At 43.4% G+C, this 15,509-nt stretch carries 15 protein-coding genes; 3 read left to right on the top strand and 12 right to left on the bottom strand.

Annotated features, from left to right (window positions below; translation table 11 throughout):
• Positions 1–52 precede the first annotated feature (52 nt).
• The 6 genes from EDD70_RS07910 to EDD70_RS07935 all read right to left on the bottom strand — a co-directional run bounded on the left by EDD70_RS07910 (position 53) and on the right by EDD70_RS07935 (position 6,423).
• A complete protein-coding gene (locus tag EDD70_RS07910; RefSeq protein WP_092751279.1) occupies positions 53–775 on the bottom strand; it encodes a GltB/FmdC/FwdC-like GXGXG domain-containing protein in 723 nt (240 codons plus the stop codon).
• Positions 772–2,004: an NAD(P)/FAD-dependent oxidoreductase gene (locus EDD70_RS07915; protein ID WP_092751277.1), complete on the bottom strand. Its 1,233-nt coding sequence runs from the start codon at positions 2,002–2,004 to the stop codon at positions 772–774. The genes EDD70_RS07910 and EDD70_RS07915 overlap by 4 nt, the downstream gene beginning before the upstream one ends.
• Positions 2,001–2,438 carry a 4Fe-4S dicluster domain-containing protein gene (locus EDD70_RS07920; RefSeq protein ID WP_092751275.1) on the bottom strand — a complete coding sequence of 146 codons (438 nt, stop codon included), beginning with the start codon at positions 2,436–2,438 and terminating at the stop codon, positions 2,001–2,003. The genes EDD70_RS07915 and EDD70_RS07920 overlap by 4 nt, the downstream gene beginning before the upstream one ends.
• 12 nt (positions 2,439–2,450) lie before the next feature.
• The gene (locus EDD70_RS07925) at positions 2,451–3,722 is read right to left on the bottom strand and encodes an adenylosuccinate synthase (RefSeq protein ID WP_092754434.1); all 1,272 of its coding nucleotides are present in this window, start codon (positions 3,720–3,722) and stop codon (positions 2,451–2,453) included.
• Between the two features lie 101 nt (positions 3,723–3,823).
• A complete protein-coding gene (locus tag EDD70_RS07930) occupies positions 3,824–5,329 on the bottom strand; it encodes a glutamate synthase-related protein (RefSeq protein ID WP_092751273.1) in 1,506 nt (501 codons plus the stop codon).
• On the bottom strand, positions 5,329–6,423 hold the full coding sequence (locus tag EDD70_RS07935) for a class II glutamine amidotransferase (RefSeq protein ID WP_092751271.1): 1,095 nt from the start codon (positions 6,421–6,423) through the stop codon (positions 5,329–5,331). Before EDD70_RS07935 ends, EDD70_RS07930 begins: the two co-directional genes overlap by 1 nt.
• 379 nt (positions 6,424–6,802) lie before the next feature.
• Here EDD70_RS07935 and EDD70_RS07940 point away from each other — a divergent pair, with 379 nt between their 5' ends.
• A complete protein-coding gene (locus tag EDD70_RS07940; protein WP_092751268.1) occupies positions 6,803–8,905 on the top strand; it encodes a glutamine synthetase III family protein in 2,103 nt (700 codons plus the stop codon).
• Between the two features lie 51 nt (positions 8,906–8,956).
• Here EDD70_RS07940 and EDD70_RS07945 read toward each other — a convergent pair whose 3' ends face one another.
• Genes EDD70_RS07945 through EDD70_RS07955 form a run of 3 tightly spaced genes read right to left on the bottom strand, consistent with a single transcriptional unit; the run spans position 8,957 to position 11,365 of the window.
• On the bottom strand, positions 8,957–10,261 hold the full coding sequence (locus tag EDD70_RS07945; RefSeq protein ID WP_092751266.1) for a PAS domain-containing sensor histidine kinase: 1,305 nt from the start codon (positions 10,259–10,261) through the stop codon (positions 8,957–8,959).
• Positions 10,258–11,043 (bottom strand): response regulator, encoded by a 786-nt coding sequence (locus EDD70_RS07950; protein ID WP_092751263.1) that lies wholly within the window; start codon positions 11,041–11,043, stop codon positions 10,258–10,260. The genes EDD70_RS07945 and EDD70_RS07950 overlap by 4 nt, the downstream gene beginning before the upstream one ends.
• Before the next feature lie 25 nt (positions 11,044–11,068).
• Positions 11,069–11,365 carry a DUF6514 family protein gene (locus EDD70_RS07955; protein ID WP_092751261.1) on the bottom strand — a complete coding sequence of 99 codons (297 nt, stop codon included), beginning with the start codon at positions 11,363–11,365 and terminating at the stop codon, positions 11,069–11,071.
• 250 nt (positions 11,366–11,615) lie between these two features.
• Here EDD70_RS07955 and EDD70_RS07960 point away from each other — a divergent pair, with 250 nt between their 5' ends.
• Complete coding sequence (locus tag EDD70_RS07960) at positions 11,616–12,920, top strand: putative DNA modification/repair radical SAM protein (RefSeq protein WP_092751259.1); 1,305 nt, start codon at positions 11,616–11,618, stop codon at positions 12,918–12,920.
• Positions 12,899–13,708 (top strand): TIGR03915 family putative DNA repair protein, encoded by an 810-nt coding sequence (locus EDD70_RS07965; RefSeq protein ID WP_092751257.1) that lies wholly within the window; start codon positions 12,899–12,901, stop codon positions 13,706–13,708. The genes EDD70_RS07960 and EDD70_RS07965 overlap by 22 nt, the downstream gene beginning before the upstream one ends.
• A 126-nt stretch (positions 13,709–13,834) precedes the next feature.
• On the opposite strand, the gene EDD70_RS07970 is transcribed toward EDD70_RS07965, so the two are convergent.
• From EDD70_RS07970 to pyrE, 3 genes are all read right to left on the bottom strand, one after another.
• Positions 13,835–14,242 carry a DUF2752 domain-containing protein gene (locus EDD70_RS07970; protein ID WP_092751255.1) on the bottom strand — a complete coding sequence of 136 codons (408 nt, stop codon included), beginning with the start codon at positions 14,240–14,242 and terminating at the stop codon, positions 13,835–13,837.
• A 6-nt stretch (positions 14,243–14,248) separates the two neighbouring features.
• Positions 14,249–14,707, bottom strand: coding sequence for a CD225/dispanin family protein (locus EDD70_RS07975; protein ID WP_092754431.1), 459 nt, complete (start codon positions 14,705–14,707; stop codon positions 14,249–14,251).
• An 88-nt stretch (positions 14,708–14,795) separates the two neighbouring features.
• The gene (pyrE, locus tag EDD70_RS07980; RefSeq protein ID WP_092751253.1) at positions 14,796–15,458 is read right to left on the bottom strand and encodes an orotate phosphoribosyltransferase; all 663 of its coding nucleotides are present in this window, start codon (positions 15,456–15,458) and stop codon (positions 14,796–14,798) included.
• Between the last annotated feature and the right edge of the window lie 51 nt (positions 15,459–15,509).

Genomic DNA, 15,509 nt, shown 5'->3' on the forward strand with positions numbered 1-15,509 from the left:
TCCTAAGCGCTATTTTAACGGCTTAATATCTAATAAAATTATTATACAACAATCAGTTTTTCGTATAAAGCTGTTTGTAAGGATTTTTTGTGTCAGGGGTTAAAATATAAAACTTTTTTTGTAAAATTTTATGATAATCTTCGGCGAATTTATCGCAAAACGCTTTTAGGTGCGGGCTGATTTCTTCCATATCCTCAGTGGTTGCAACTTGAGCACTCACCTGCTTTGGCAGCCCTGTGGGTGTTTCATCACAACAGAGAAATATCTTGCCGCCATGCATACCTGTACCGTAAAAATCGCCGATGGGTGCTTTGCCGTTTGCACCCAGCCCCAGCACAATAATGATGCCGCCTGCTTGATACTCACCGAGAAAGCTGCCTGCAACGCCCCCCACTACCAGAACAGGGATTTTATCTTGATAGGCTTTCATGTGAATGCCCGCACGATACCCGGTGTTGCCCTGCACTAAAATTCTGCCGCCACGCATCGCATAGCCTGTGGCATCGCCTGCCGAACCGTGAATACAAATTTCTCCATCATTCATGGTATCACCGGTTGCATCCTGCGCATTGCCGTTTATTACAACGCTGCTGCCATCCATATAGGCACCCAGTGCATTGCCCGGTGTGCCATTTATCGTAATTCTTTTACCCGACAGCCCACTGGCTATGTACCGCTGCCCCATGCAATTATCTATTTCAATATCGCTGCTATCGCAATTTCGAATGGTTTGATTGAGCGTCTGAAAATGCATTTCACTTGCGTTGATTTTCATCGTGCCACACCTCCTAACATCTTGCTGCGCGCGCTTTGCGAAAACGCTATCAACTGCGGTTTGTCTTTAATCAGTTCAAAATCCACTGTATCCAGCGGAATTCTGTCTTTAATTAAGTGGGTATAAATGCCTGCCCTTGCCCCATCGCCGATAAGAATAAAACCGACAAGGTGATTGTCTTTAACAACAATGCGTTTGTAAACTCCCGCGCTTTTCGTGATATACTCTTCGCCGTCGTAGCTGCCCGCTGTGAGCACATGCAGCCCGAAAAAGCCGATGGCGTTCATAGGAATTGCTTTGTCGTATGGTTTATTACCGCCCGCCATATGTATACCCGCACATTCGCCCTGTATGTAAGCGTTGGGCAAAAGAGCCAGCACACGGTTTTCTCCTGTTGAAACATCAACGGATTCGGTGCAATCGCCGGCAGCATAAATGCTGGGCAAAGAGGTTTGACCGTAGCAATCGGTAACAATACCTCTAACCGTTTTTGCACCGATTTCTTTTAACAGATGAATGTTTGGGCGCACACCAACCGCAATCACCAGCAGGTCGAAATCCAAAGTCTTTCCGATTGCCAAAACAGCAGAATTACCTTGAAATTCCTGTACAGAATCAGACAAAACAAAACGAATACCCTTCTTCTCAATATGGCTTTTTACAACCTCGGCACCCGCCGCGTCCAAAATGCTGGGCAGAATGTGCTGTGCCATATCTATCACAGTAACACTTTGCACTTTTTTGTTGATACCTTCGGCGCATTTCAGCCCTATCAGCCCTGCACCCAGTATGAGCACACGGCAGTCTTTGGCTATCGCCTGCTCAAGCGCTTTGGCATCATCCAGCGACATAAAGGTATATTTATGGGTTACTTCGTCCAGCCCTTTGATGGGCGGTACAAAAGGTGTGGAACCTGCTGCAAAAAGGAGCTTGTCATAGCCAAGACTTTTACCGTCGCTGAGGGTAATTGCTTTTTTATCAGGTTCTATTTTTATTACAGACTTGCCTGCTATCAATTTACAGCCATTATCTTTATAAAAGCTTTCGGGACGGTATTTCATTTTACGTTCGGTTGTTTTGCCTGCGAGAAGATAAGAAATTAGCGGGCGGGAATAGGTGTGATATTTTTCAACAGAAACAACGGCAATGGGCGAGGTTTTATCAATCTGACGAAGCCCCTCGATACAACCCACTGCAGCCGTAGAGTTGCCAATGATAACGTACTTCATACCTCACACCTCTCTTCGTAAACAATTGCTTTGTTGGGGCAGCCTGCAACACAGGCGGGCGAACCGTTTGTATTATTCATACATAGTTCGCATTTTTGAATCACCCCATCGTTGGATGGAACAACGGCGCCAAACGGACAGGTAAGGATGCATGTATAACAACCCACACAGCGTTCTTTGTCAAACGTAATTACACCGTCTTCTATTTTAAGCGAGCCTGTAATGCAGCTTTTTACGCACATCGGCTCTTTGCAATGACGGCAGGAAACAGCAAAGCTTATCCCCTGCTGCTCTTCAATTTGAATGCGCGGATTGATAACAATATCTTTGAGTGCCTTTGCCATATTGGCTTCTCCCGAATTTGCAAACGCACAATAGTATTCGCAAAGGTGACAGCCAAGGCACCACTTTTCATTAACAAATATTCGTTTCATCTATCCCCCACCTTACAACGTAATATATTGTTCGCGTTCTGCACCAACCGATACATATTTGATTTTGCACTCCACCAGATTTTCGATATAACGCACATAATCCAGTGCAGCCTTAGGCAAATCTTCAACCGTTTTACAGCCGCTGATGTCACAGTTCCAACCGTCTACATATTCAATCACAGGCTGTGCCGAATCAAGTTTTGCACCAACGGGGAATTTTTCGGTAAATGCTCCTTTTACCTCATATCCAATGCAAACGGGGATTTTTTCAAGGTAGCTGAGAACATCCATTTTTGTAAGTGCCAGTACATCCGCCCCCTGCACGCGTACACCGTATTTAGATGCAACTACATCAAACGGGCCGACACGGCGTGGTCTGCCGGTTGCTGCCCCATACTCACCGCCTGCCTCGCGCAGTTTTTCAGCTTCTTCACCAAACATTTCACAAGTGAACGGGCCTTCGCCTACACAAGAAGAATACGCCTTCATAATGCCAATGGTGTTGTGCAGCTTGCGGTTGGGGATACCTGCCCCAATCGGTGCATATGCCGCAATGGTAGAAGATGCCGAAGTATACGGGTAGATACCGAAATCAATGTCTCGCAGTGCGCCGAGTTGTGCTTCAAACAAGATTTTTTTGCCTGTCTGCTCGGCGTTATCAAGGTACAGCCCCGCATCACAGATATAATCAACCATTGGCATACCGTAGGTGCAAAGCCAGTTCCAAATAGTATCAAATTTAACAGCCTCAGCATGGTAAACGCCCTCGATGGTGAGGTTTTTCCATTCAATAATGCCCTTAAGGTGCTTTTTGAGTGCCTCCGGCTCAAGCAAATCGCCCATACGGATGGCTTTTTTCATATATTTATCGCTGTATACAGGCGAAATGCCGCGGCGGGTAGAACCGAACTTTGCATCCCCCAAACGGTCTTCCTCCAGGCAATCCAATAGCTTATGGTAAGGCATGCAAATAACCGCTTTATCGCTGATTTTAAGGTTTTGAGGAGTAATTTTTACGCCTGCATCGGTAAGGCGTTTCATCTCACCGCAAAGGTGCTCAAGATCAATCACCATACCGTTGCCCATTACGTTGACAACTTCGGGACGCAAAATGCCGGACGGCAGCAAATTCAGTACAAATTTGCCCAGATGGTTGATGACGGTATGCCCTGCGTTGTTGCCGCCCTGATAACGCACAACGATATCATAGTCGGCGCTGAGCAAATCTACCATACGCCCTTTTCCCTCGTCGCCCCAGTTGATGCCTACAATAGAAGTTAGCATAATTTTATTCTCCTTTACGGTGCAAAACCGCTGCTTGTTTTTTATTGCTGAAATACAATCGCACAACAAATTTTTAACAAAAAAGCTCTTTTTACATGTCATTATTCACCTGCATGCATAATACCTAATATGTCCAGTTCTTTTTGATTCAAACCTATACCGCGCAACATTAAACGGTTGCCCTTGAGCGCGTCGATGGAGTTGATGCCCATGCCGCCCATCATCTCTTTAATTTCGTGGTCCCACGCGGTAACAAGGTTGACAAGGCGCTCGCTGCCAATATCAGGATTGAGCCGTTTTACCAACTCTGCGCGCTGTGTTGCAATGCCCCAATTGCATTTGCCAAGCTGGCAGCTTCTGCACAGGTGGCACCCCAAAGCTAGCAGAGCCGCTGTACCGATATATACCGCATCTGCACCAAGCGCAACTGCCTTGACAATATCGGAGCTGCTGCGGATACTGCCGCTTGCCACAATGGATACGTTATCGCGGATGCCTTCATCGCGCAACCTTTGGTCTACCGCTGCAAGTGCAAGTTCAATGGGGATACCCACGTTATCGCGGATGCGGGTAGGTGCTGCTCCTGTTCCGCCGCGGAAGCCGTCTATTACAATAATATCTGCACCGCTGCGTGCAATACCGCTTGCAATTGCTGCAACATTGTGTACCGCCGCAATCTTAACGCTGACCGGCTTGGTATAAGCGGTAGCCTCTTTTAAAGAATAGACAAGCTGTCTTAAATCTTCAATGGAGTAGATATCGTGATGCGGTGCGGGCGAAATAGCATCACTGCCTTCGGGAATCATACGGGTACGAGAAACATCACTTACAATTTTTGCGCCGGGAAGATGACCACCGATACCCGGTTTAGCACCCTGACCCATTTTGATTTCGATTGCTGCACCCGCCTGTAAATAATTCTTGTGGACACCAAAGCGCCCTGATGCAACTTGAACGATAGTGTTTGCACCGTATTGGTAAAAATCTTGGTGCAGCCCGCCCTCACCGGTGTTGTAAAAAGTACCGAGCTTTGTTGCAGCACGTGCTAAACTCTCATGCGCGTTATAACTGATAGAACCATAGGACATTGCACCGAACATGATAGGCACTTTGAGTTGCAAATGGGGGGCGAGGTTGTTTTTTAAATTGCCATTTTCATCACGCTCTATTAAATCGGGGCGCTTGCCGAGAAACACCTTGGTTTCCATCGGCTCACGCAGCGGGTCAATGGATGGATTAGTGACCTGTGACGCATTAATGAGAATTTTATCCCAGTAAACAGGGTAATCTTTGGGGTTGCCCATAGAAGAAAGCAACACACCACCGCTGCCTGCCTGACGATAAATTTCGCCAATCGTGCCGTTCGGCCAGTTAGAACTCTCTTTAAAAGTATGGTCTGTTTTTACTATCTTTAATGCCCTTGTTGGGCAAAGTGCAACACAGCGGTGGCAGTTTACGCATTTGCTTTCATCGCTGAGCATTTGGTTCAGTTCTTTATCGTAGCTGTGTACCTCATTGGCACATTGACGCTCACAAACACGGCAGGTAATGCAACGCTGGGGGTTACGCACAACTTCGTATTCAGGGTAAAGAAAATCAATTGACATTACCGCACACCTCCGTTTAGTGTAATAATAACCGGCTCTCCGCCCTTAGGAGACCAAATTTTGTGGGGATTTGGCTCAATTGCACGGATAGCACATTCTTCGCTTGCAATATAAACCATTTGGTCTTTTTCGCCCACGACCATAGAACGTAGCTTCAACCTGTCGTTCAGTGCCATCAGTCCGCCATCAAACCCAAGCAAAATACTAAAAGGACCTGTGATGAGCAGGCTGGAAAACACAGTGCGCAGATAAGTGAGTTTTTCGCGCTCTGCGGCAGGTTTTTGCTCGATGGTGTTCCAAAAAGGTGCGGCCACAACACTGGCAATTTCCTCAAGAGTAAGCCCCTTGCGCCTGTTAAGGTAATCGATGATGTAGGTGATAACTTCGGTATCGGTAAGCAAGGTACACTTATAGCCGAACATTTCAATGTAACGGCGGTTTGCATCGTAGGAGGATATTTCGCCGTTGTGCACGATGGAATAATCCAGCATAGCAAACGGATGAGCACCGCCCCACCATCCGGGAGTATTGGTTGGGTAACGTCCGTGTGCCGTCCAACAATAGCCCTCGTATTCATCCAAACGGTAAAACTCGCCGACATCTTCAGGAAAGCCCACCGCTTTGAACACGCCCATATTTTTACCGCTGGAAAAAACATAGGCACCGTCTATTTCAGTGTTGATGCGAATTACACAGCGAGCCACATATTCCCGCTCATCCAACTGTGAATCGGCAAGTTTTGTTTGTAAAGGGGTAACAAAGTAACGCCAAATAAGAGGTTCATTTGTTATTTTAGGTGTTTTTTTAATGGGAATTTTAGAAAGATTTACAACATCAAAGCGTTTTTCCAAAAACCGCCCACATTGTTCTCTTGCATTAATATCATCATAAAAAACATGAAATGCATATAAATCTTTATATTCGGGATAGATACCATAGCCTGCAAAACCACCGCCTAAACCGTTGCTGCGGTCATGCATCGTTGCAATGGATTTTACGATTGCATCACCGCAAAGCCGTTTGCCGTCTTTGGCAAAAATGCCAGAAATCGCACAGCCCGATGGTATCCTGATTTGACCTTCTTTTTTTAACATAAGTGCCCCTCCCTGTGTGCGGGCACGCCCGCTTAACGAAATAATAAAAAAGGCGCTCATGAAAAGGTAAAACCGCACTGGGTTCTACCTTTTCATGAACGCCTTTGTTCACTACATTTATTATATGAATTTGAATGCTTTGTGTCAAGCTGTTTGCAATTATTTTAATTTTTCCTGCAAAATTGTATTTCAAAACTAAATTTTTTGTTTAATTTATCCTCTATTTGATTTAATTTAAGTTACCTCCTGCAAAACTATCAAAAATTATGCTTGACAAATTGAACGGAGCATATTATAATGCAAACCATAGCAGCAAAGGCGCTGTAGGTGTGTAACCTACGGCGCCTTTTTATGTGCAGTGTTTTAAAGGAGGATTTATATGAGTGCAACAACCCGTGTACCCGAAATGTTCGCAACTATGGTATTCAACGACCACGTTATGAAAGAGCGTCTGCCCAAAGAAACATACAAGGCTTTGAAAAAAACAATGATGAATGGTAAAAGTCTTGATCTATCTATTGCAAATATAGTAGCAAATGCTATGAAAGATTGGGCTGTTGAAAAAGGCGTAACTCATTTTACGCATTGGTTTCAACCTATGACGGGCATTACCGCCGAAAAGCATGATAGTTTTATTTCACCCACTGCCAACGGCGAAGTAATTATGGAGTTTTCGGGCAAAGAACTGGTTCGCGGTGAACCGGATGCATCCAGTTTCCCCTCCGGCGGTTTGAGGGCAACGTTTGAAGCGAGAGGGTACACCGCGTGGGACCCTACCGCATATGCATTTATTAAAGATAATACACTGTGCATCCCAACGGTATTTTACTCCTACTCCGGCGAAGTTTTAGATAAAAAGACGCCTCTGCTTCGCTCTATGGAGGCTATTAACAAGCAAGCACTGCGCATTTTAAAATTGTTTGGCGACACCACTGCATCGCGTGTTATTACAACAGTGGGCCCAGAACAGGAATATTTTTTAATTGATAAAGCACTGTATGAGCAACGTAAAGACCTTGTTTTTTGCGGAAGAACGCTGTTTGGTGCCAAACCTCCAAAAGGGCAGGAGCTTGAAGACCATTATTTTGGTGCAATTAAAACCCGCGTACTGGATTATATGAAAGATTTGGACGAGGAATTGTGGAAGCTCGGTGTTTTGGCGAAAACAAAGCACAACGAGGTAGCTCCTGCTCAACACGAGTTGGCACCTATTTTCAGCAATACAAACACTGCTACCGACCACAACCAGCTGACGATGGAAATGATGAAAAAAGTTGCAGTACGCCACGGGCTAACCTGCTTGCTGCACGAAAAACCATTTGCAGGCGTAAACGGCAGCGGTAAGCACAACAACTGGTCGATTTCTACCGATACAGGAATCAATCTGTTGGAGCCGGGTGACTCCCCTTGCGAAAATGCACAGTTTCTTTTGTTTTTATCCGCAGTTATCAAAGCAGTGGATGAGTATCAGGATTTGCTTCGTGTATCTGTCGCCAATGCAGGCAACGACCACAGGCTAGGCGCAAACGAAGCACCTCCGGCAATTGTTTCGATGTTTTTGGGCGAGGAACTTTGCGAAATTTTAGAATCAATCGAAACTGGAAGCAGCTATAACAAAAAAGATGCTGTGGTAATGAAGCTGGGTGTTCATACCTTGCCGCGTATCGCCAAAGACACCACGGACCGTAACCGAACCTCTCCGTTTGCTTTTACCGGCAACAAGTTTGAATTCCGTATGCCCGGTTCTACATTCTCGGTTTCCGGCCCGAACATCATACTAAACACCATCGTTGCTGAGGTTCTTAGCCAATTTGCCGACCAATTGGAGAGCTCAGACGACTTTACGTCCGCCCTCAACCAACTGGTGAAAAACACCTATACAGAACATAAGCGCATCATTTTTAACGGCAACAACTACTCGGAAGAATGGGTTGCCGAGGCAAAAAAGAGAGGGCTGCTCAACCTTAAATCTACTCCTGACGCATTGCCCTACTTTGTTTCGGATAAGAACATAGAGCTTTTTACCAAACACAAAATATTTACATCCACAGAGATGCATTCACGTTATGAAATATTGATGGAAAGCTACTGCAAAACCATCAATATTGAAGCGCTAACGATGGTTGATATGGTGAAAAAGCAAATTCTTCCAGCAGTACTGAAATACAGTGGAAAACTGTGTAAAGCTGCCATTGAAAAGAAAACTTTGCTTTCGCTTAGCTGCTGTGAGCCGGAAGAATCGCTGGTAAATCGCCTTTCCAACCTTGCCGCGTGCCTTTACAAAAAAACTTCTCGTTTGGATACAGAACTGCTTGCAGCTAAAGAGCATGAAAAAGACTTGAAAGAACTTGCGGATTATTACAGAGATGTGATTTTTACTTCGATGCAGGAACTGCGAGCTGTGGCAGATGAATTGGAGGCCCTGTGCAGTGAAGATTGCTGGCCCTACCCCACCTATAGCAAACTGTTGTTTTACATCTAAAAAACTAATCGCTGTATAAGCAAAAAAGGGCGGAATAAATTCCGTCCTTTTTTAATTGTATTCTTTCAAATCAGACATCTCCATTTTTACGAGAGCCCGATGTGTTGAATTTTTACTGTTTTTCGCAATGTATTCTCCGCGCGGTGCACAATTTTTATAAGTTTTTGGTAGCGTAAACCGAAAGGTGCTTCCCTCTTTTTCTATACTGTGCGCAGTAATCTTGCCGCCGTGCAGTTCTACCAATGCTTTTGTAATGCAAAGGCCAAGTCCTCCACCATCACAGTTTTTGATTAGCCTTGATTTTGCTGTACGATATTTTTCAAAAATATGGGGCAGCAATTCTTTACTGATACCGCTTCCGTTATCGCTTACTTCTACAACCAAATTCTGCTCATTCTCGGTAAGTATTACGTCAATTTTACCGCCATTATTCGTATACTTAATTGCATTTGACAACAGGTTAAGCATAATGCAGTCAATTTTGTCACGATCACAGTAAATGTTTTGTCCCGCTTTGATATAAGACAAAATATTGATTTTTATTCCTTTGGCGGCAGCATAAATATCCGCGGAGTTTACACATTCTTCAATCAGTAATTTGAAATCACAAACTTCAAAATTAAGCTCCAAAAAACCGTTTTCTATCTTAGTAGAATTGAGCAGATTCGTAGTTAAACGCAATATTTTATAAGCATTATGTTCAATATAATCGCAAAATTTTTTGTAATAATTGATATAGTGTTCTTGATCTTCCATTGACATTTTTAAAGTAAGAATTTGCAAAGAAGAAAGAATCATGTGAATAGGAGTTTTAAACTCATGTGTTAGACCTGAAATAAACTCTAGCTTAAGTTTATCCATAGAGAATGAACTCTGCAGATGGTTATTTTCTTCAATCTCTTTTTGATTGGATATACCGCGTACTATTGTTTGAAATTCAAGCTGTTTGCTTTGCCGATATTCTTGTTGCTTTTTTATACCGGTAATATCTTGCACTGTACCCACAATAAATTTTTGCCCTGTTACAAAATCGTCAACAGGCTCGCCTTTTTCCTCAAGCCAAAGTGTTTCACCGTTTACATCGATACGATGCACAATCTGAAACGGAGTACCCTCGAGTGCTTTTTGCCAAGTCTCCATAAATGTTTTATAGTCTTCAGGATGAATACGAGACAAAAACAGTTCTTTTGAAAACTCGGCGGACTGCGGTCTGCCGTAGATTTCGAACACCTCATCCGACCACCAACCCTGCTCTGTATCGCACCAATACACCCAACTGCCCATTCTATTTATTTGCTGTGCATATTGGTATACCTTTTCTTTGCTCAAGTTTAGGCATTTCAAAACATCACTCACAACTTTGCCCTCTCTTGCATCAGACTTTTTTGCAGTTTTATTTTTTCTGCCAGCAGTGTTAAGAACCTGCCGTTAGAGGGCTTTTTATTTTGTCCTGTAACATCCAACTGCATGACTGAACAAAAATTATCGTTATGTACTTGGTAAATTCGGTTAATTGTTTTGCGTATTGCACTTTCAACACATTCCAAGGTTGTATTATTTTCATCCGCAATGGTTGCGTATACCTGCTTTGCTATGGGGCATGGCCGATTCTGCCCCATAATAATGCGTAATGCAGACACCATATACTGATAACCAAGTAAATTTGTGGGCACACCTAGGCTCATTACCTCTTTGGAAATCAGCGGGATGTCATCATGTTCAGATAATCTTCTCCTTCCTGGCGATTCCGGTTTCAAATCTTCTGCCAAAAGCAAAATACGCCGATGTAAATCTTCCAGTACATAAGGCTTAATCATATAATAGCTCGCGCCCAATTCGAGTGCCTTTGCAGTGATTTTCTCTTGCCCGATTGCAGAGGCAACAAGCAGCAGCGGCTGCTTTTTAAGAGGATTGGCTTGAAGTTCTTCCAGTACGGATATGCCGTCCATTTTGGGCATAACTAAATCAAGCAGCACAACATCCGGCAAACACTGCCGAATTTGCAGCAAAGCATCTTCTCCATCATGTGTTATACCGCAAACAGCAATATCGTTTGTCAGCTGAAAATAATTTTTGAGGACATCGCACATGTCAAGATTGTCCTCTGCCAACAACACATTGATTTTATGTGTGCCCATGCCAATCCTCCGTCATGCAATGAGCTTACGGATCGGAACAATAACATCCTAAAAGCTCACTTGTAATTTCCTTCCAGGTATCGATTAGGATAGAGTTTTCATAAAGAAAGGTTACGATGTTTAAAATGTCGGTTTTAGATGTAGAGAGATTTTCAAGAAAATCACTTTCTCGAAAACCATCCTCCTCTATTGAGATACCGATGCCATAGTACTTTTTTCCGTTTACCTCGTCTTCAATCAGGCCATAGTTCACCTTTTTTTGGCTTTGCAATTTACTAAGCTCGGAATAATCTTTGGAAAAAATAGTAACTGCGCTGTTCATCGTGTAAGCTCCCTTCTTTATGCGTGCATTTCGCTCGCTTTATTAAGTATAGCTTAACGAGAACACGCTTCGCGTGCAATGTAATAAAACCGACTATTCTCGATACATTATATTGTATTATATCATAATTTTGGGAAATTCAATAGTGTTGCGCAAGGAAAAAAGCGGATAAACTTGACTTTTTTTAAGGAATGGAGTACAATACTTATTATTAGAACATATGTTCTAATTTGTTTTTGGACGGTGTTTTATGAATATTTTTGATAAGCTGACAATTTTATCGGATGCCGCGAAATACGATGCCGCCTGTACCTCAAGCGGGGCAGACCGCAGAGGCGGCAAGGGCGGTATCGGCAGTGCAGTATCAGCCGGCATCTGCCATAGCTTTGCGGCAGATGGAAGATGTATTTCATTGCTGAAAGTACTGTTTACCAACTGCTGTATTTACGATTGCAAATACTGCATTAACCGCGTAAGCAATGATACTCGGCGCGCTGTATTTACTCCGCGTGAACTTGCCGATCTCACAATCCATTTTTATCGGCGCAACTATATCGAGGGGCTTTTTCTCAGTTCAGGGGTTATAAAAAGCCCGAATTTTACATGTGAGCAGCTTATTGAAACGCTGTCTCTGTTAAGAAATGAATATAACTTTCGCGGATACATCCATGTGAAAGCCATCCCAGGCGCAGATGATGCACTGATACAAAGCCTCGGGCTGCTTGCGGACCGTATGAGTGTGAATATTGAACTCCCATCGCAAGACAGTTTAAAACTGCTTGCACCTGACAAATCCAAGGTATCTATTTTGCGCCCCATGAGTGTTATCCAGCATAAAATTGCAGAAAACACTACAGACCTGATACGTTACCGCCATGCACCCAAGTTTTCTCCTGCAGGGCAAAGCACACAGATGATTATTGGTGCAACTCCCGATAGTGATTTTAAAATTCTAAACCTTACACAGAATTTGTACCGCAAGTTTGGTTTAAAACGCGTATTTTTTTCAGCCTACACTCCGGTACAAAGTCACTCTCTGCTGCCTTCTCTGGATACCAAGCCACCCCTCCTGCGCGAACACAGATTATATCAGGCAGATTGGCTTTTGCGATTTTACGGTTTTGATGCCTCTGAACTGCTGGATGAGCAGCATCAGAATTTTAATCCTTATATCGACCCAAAGTGTAACTGGGCACTCAACCACATGGATATGTTCCCAGTTGAAATCAACACCGCCCCATACGATACCCTGCTGCGTGTACCGGGTATTGGTGTAAAAAGCGCACAGCGCATACTGCTTGCGCGGCGTGCAACTTCAATCGATTTTACAGGGCTCAAAAAAATCGGTATTGTATTAAAGCGTGCTCAGTATTTCATCACTTGCAACGGCAAGATTGCAGAAGGATTGAAAATCACACCTGAGGGGGCAATGCGCGCTTTGATATCGGAACGCTGTGCAGGTATGCTGCCGGCATACCAACCCGAGCAGTTATCTTTATTCACCCCGCAACTTACCAGAGAGGATGTGATACAGTGCCTGACTGGGGAACTGTAGTGTATCTGTACGACGGCAGTTTTGACGGGCTGTTGTGCTGCGTATATGAAAGTTACACGCGGCACGAAACCCCTGTTGATATTTTATCAGCAGATGAACCACAAGGAATTCTCTACCCTACGCGAGAAATTACAACAAACGAGGCACACGCACATCGTGTTTACACATCGCTTTCAACCCGTATTTCATCAGAAGCCGAAGAGCTTGCGCGGCTTGGCTTTTTAACCTGTGCACCCGATAAAGCAATGTTAATCTACCGTTTTATTTGCCTAGGCTACCGTTACGGAGGAAAAACAGCACAAATGCTTACAAATAGTACAGTTTGTGCACTTACCAATGCAGTAAAATCTTTGCTTAATGAACGACATCTGTTAACCGGTTTTATTCGCTTTTCTGAATACAAAGGTGCACTGGTTGCCAAAATAGAACCTAAAAATTTTGTTTTGCCCCTGCTGAAAGCTCATTTCTGTGAAAGATATGCAGAAGAACATTTTTTAATATACGATGTCACACACGGCATGGCACTCATCTATACACCTTATAAGGCAGAAATTATACCGATAGAGCATTTGCAGTTACCCAAAGAAGATGAAACAGAGCAGCAATACCGCAAACTTTGGAAGCAATATTACGATACCATTGCAATTGAGTCACGCTACAATCCCAAATGCCGTATGACACATATGCCGAAACGTTATTGGACGTATCTAACTGAATTCCAACAAAATTCATCTGAAGCATACAAAATAGGAAACGACACAAATTACCCCACCTTACCGGAAAAGTAAAAATCGGTGTACCTAAAGGTTAACTCTCCGCTGCTGCGTGTGGTTTATAAATGATTACAGACGCTTTGCTTATAACCTGCGCAAGCATAAAAAACCTCCGATTTTTAGTCGGAGGTTTTATTATGCTTATATAATTGTAGGAACAAGCAGATTAAATGGATATATAGGGATATTACGCACCACGCTGTACACGAGCAGCAATATTATAACCCATAACAATGCACGAAAAGACAAACGCTTATCGATGTTGTTTTGCCCTGTTTTTAAATAATCAATTATGCGTGCTGCAATGTAAACCATAATAAAAGGCAGCAATATGACCATAGCAGGATTATAACGGAACGCTTGATAAAACTTTAGATGCAATATGCTGTGAAGTGCACGTGATGTACCACAGCCTGCGCAGTAAAAGCCCGTAAGTAAACGCACAGGGCAAGGGATGCCTGCACCTTGAGGGCTGCTGAAATAAAGCCAAATTGCCCCTAATACCATCAGAACACAGATAATTGTGACTACAAAGATACGCTTTTTCACAATTTATTAAAAGTTGCCGCCGTACATGCCGCTTTCTGCAAGGCTAAAGCCCAAAGCTGCCATAATAACGATATAAAGAACAAAAACTACAACGGCAGATACAGCCGCAATAATAGACCACATCTTGGATTTTTTAGCTGCACTTTGTGCACCCAGTAAATCGCCAAGAGCTTGTGCCTTGTCAATTTTTGTTGCATAGACGATTGCAGGAATGCCAAAAGGTAAGCAGCAAAGCACTGTAGCGAGAATAGCAAACACCAAGTAGGTTGTACCATTGATTGATTTGATGTTATTATTCTGCTGAGCATCGTAAGAATACTGCGGAGGTATTGGCTGTGGCTCACCATAAACAGGTGGTGGCTGTGTATTATTACCGGTTTGACCCTCACCGCTTAAGCTGTAGCCGCATTGTGCACAAAAAACCGATTCATCAGGTAAGTTTGCACCGCATTTTGGACATGTCATGATATGTAGCCTCCTATTTTGTTTTTATAAGTCTGTTATAGCAAACTATGAATAAAGCTGAAGGATAATTCTTGTAGAATAAAAATTTTTAAAATTTACAGTACTGTTCAATATATCGTTCCATTGCGGCAAGAACTTGAGTATAATTGCCATTTTCTTTAAGGTACTCGCAAAGATCACGTACATCGACAATAGAATGCACATCAATGCCAAACTCGTCTTTCACTTCCATAACCGCAGTTTTATTGGGATTTTGGCCTATTTCACAACGATTTACCGAGATAAACATATCGGTTACCGTTACCTTAGCTGCCGAAAGCAGAACAGGAACCGTTTCGCGCACTGCTGTACCTGCGGTGATTACATCTTCGATAATAATAATGCGGTCACCATCTTGTGGTTTGTAGCCCACCAAGCTGCCGCCTTCGCCATGATCTTTTGCTTCTTTGCGATTGAAGAAAAACGGCTTATCAATATCAAATTCTCGTGCTAAAGCCCCTGCCGCAGATGTTGCAAGAGGAATCCCCTTGTATGCCGGCCCGAACATCGCATCAAAATTATTACCGCAGGTATCTTTGATGCATTGCGCATAAAATTTGCCTAACTCAGAAATCTGTGCACCTGTACGGTAGTTACCTGTATTTACAAAATAAGGCGATAACCTGCCACTTTTGGTTTTAAACTCACCAAAGCGCAGAACATCTGCGCTCATCATAAATTCTATAAATTTTATTTTTGAAGCTGTTAACATAATCGTCCTCATTTCGTGATATTCTAGACATATTGTGATAATTATATCATA

This window comes from Hydrogenoanaerobacterium saccharovorans, from assembly GCF_003814745.1.
Classification (GTDB): domain Bacteria; phylum Bacillota; class Clostridia; order Oscillospirales; family Ruminococcaceae; genus Hydrogenoanaerobacterium; species Hydrogenoanaerobacterium saccharovorans.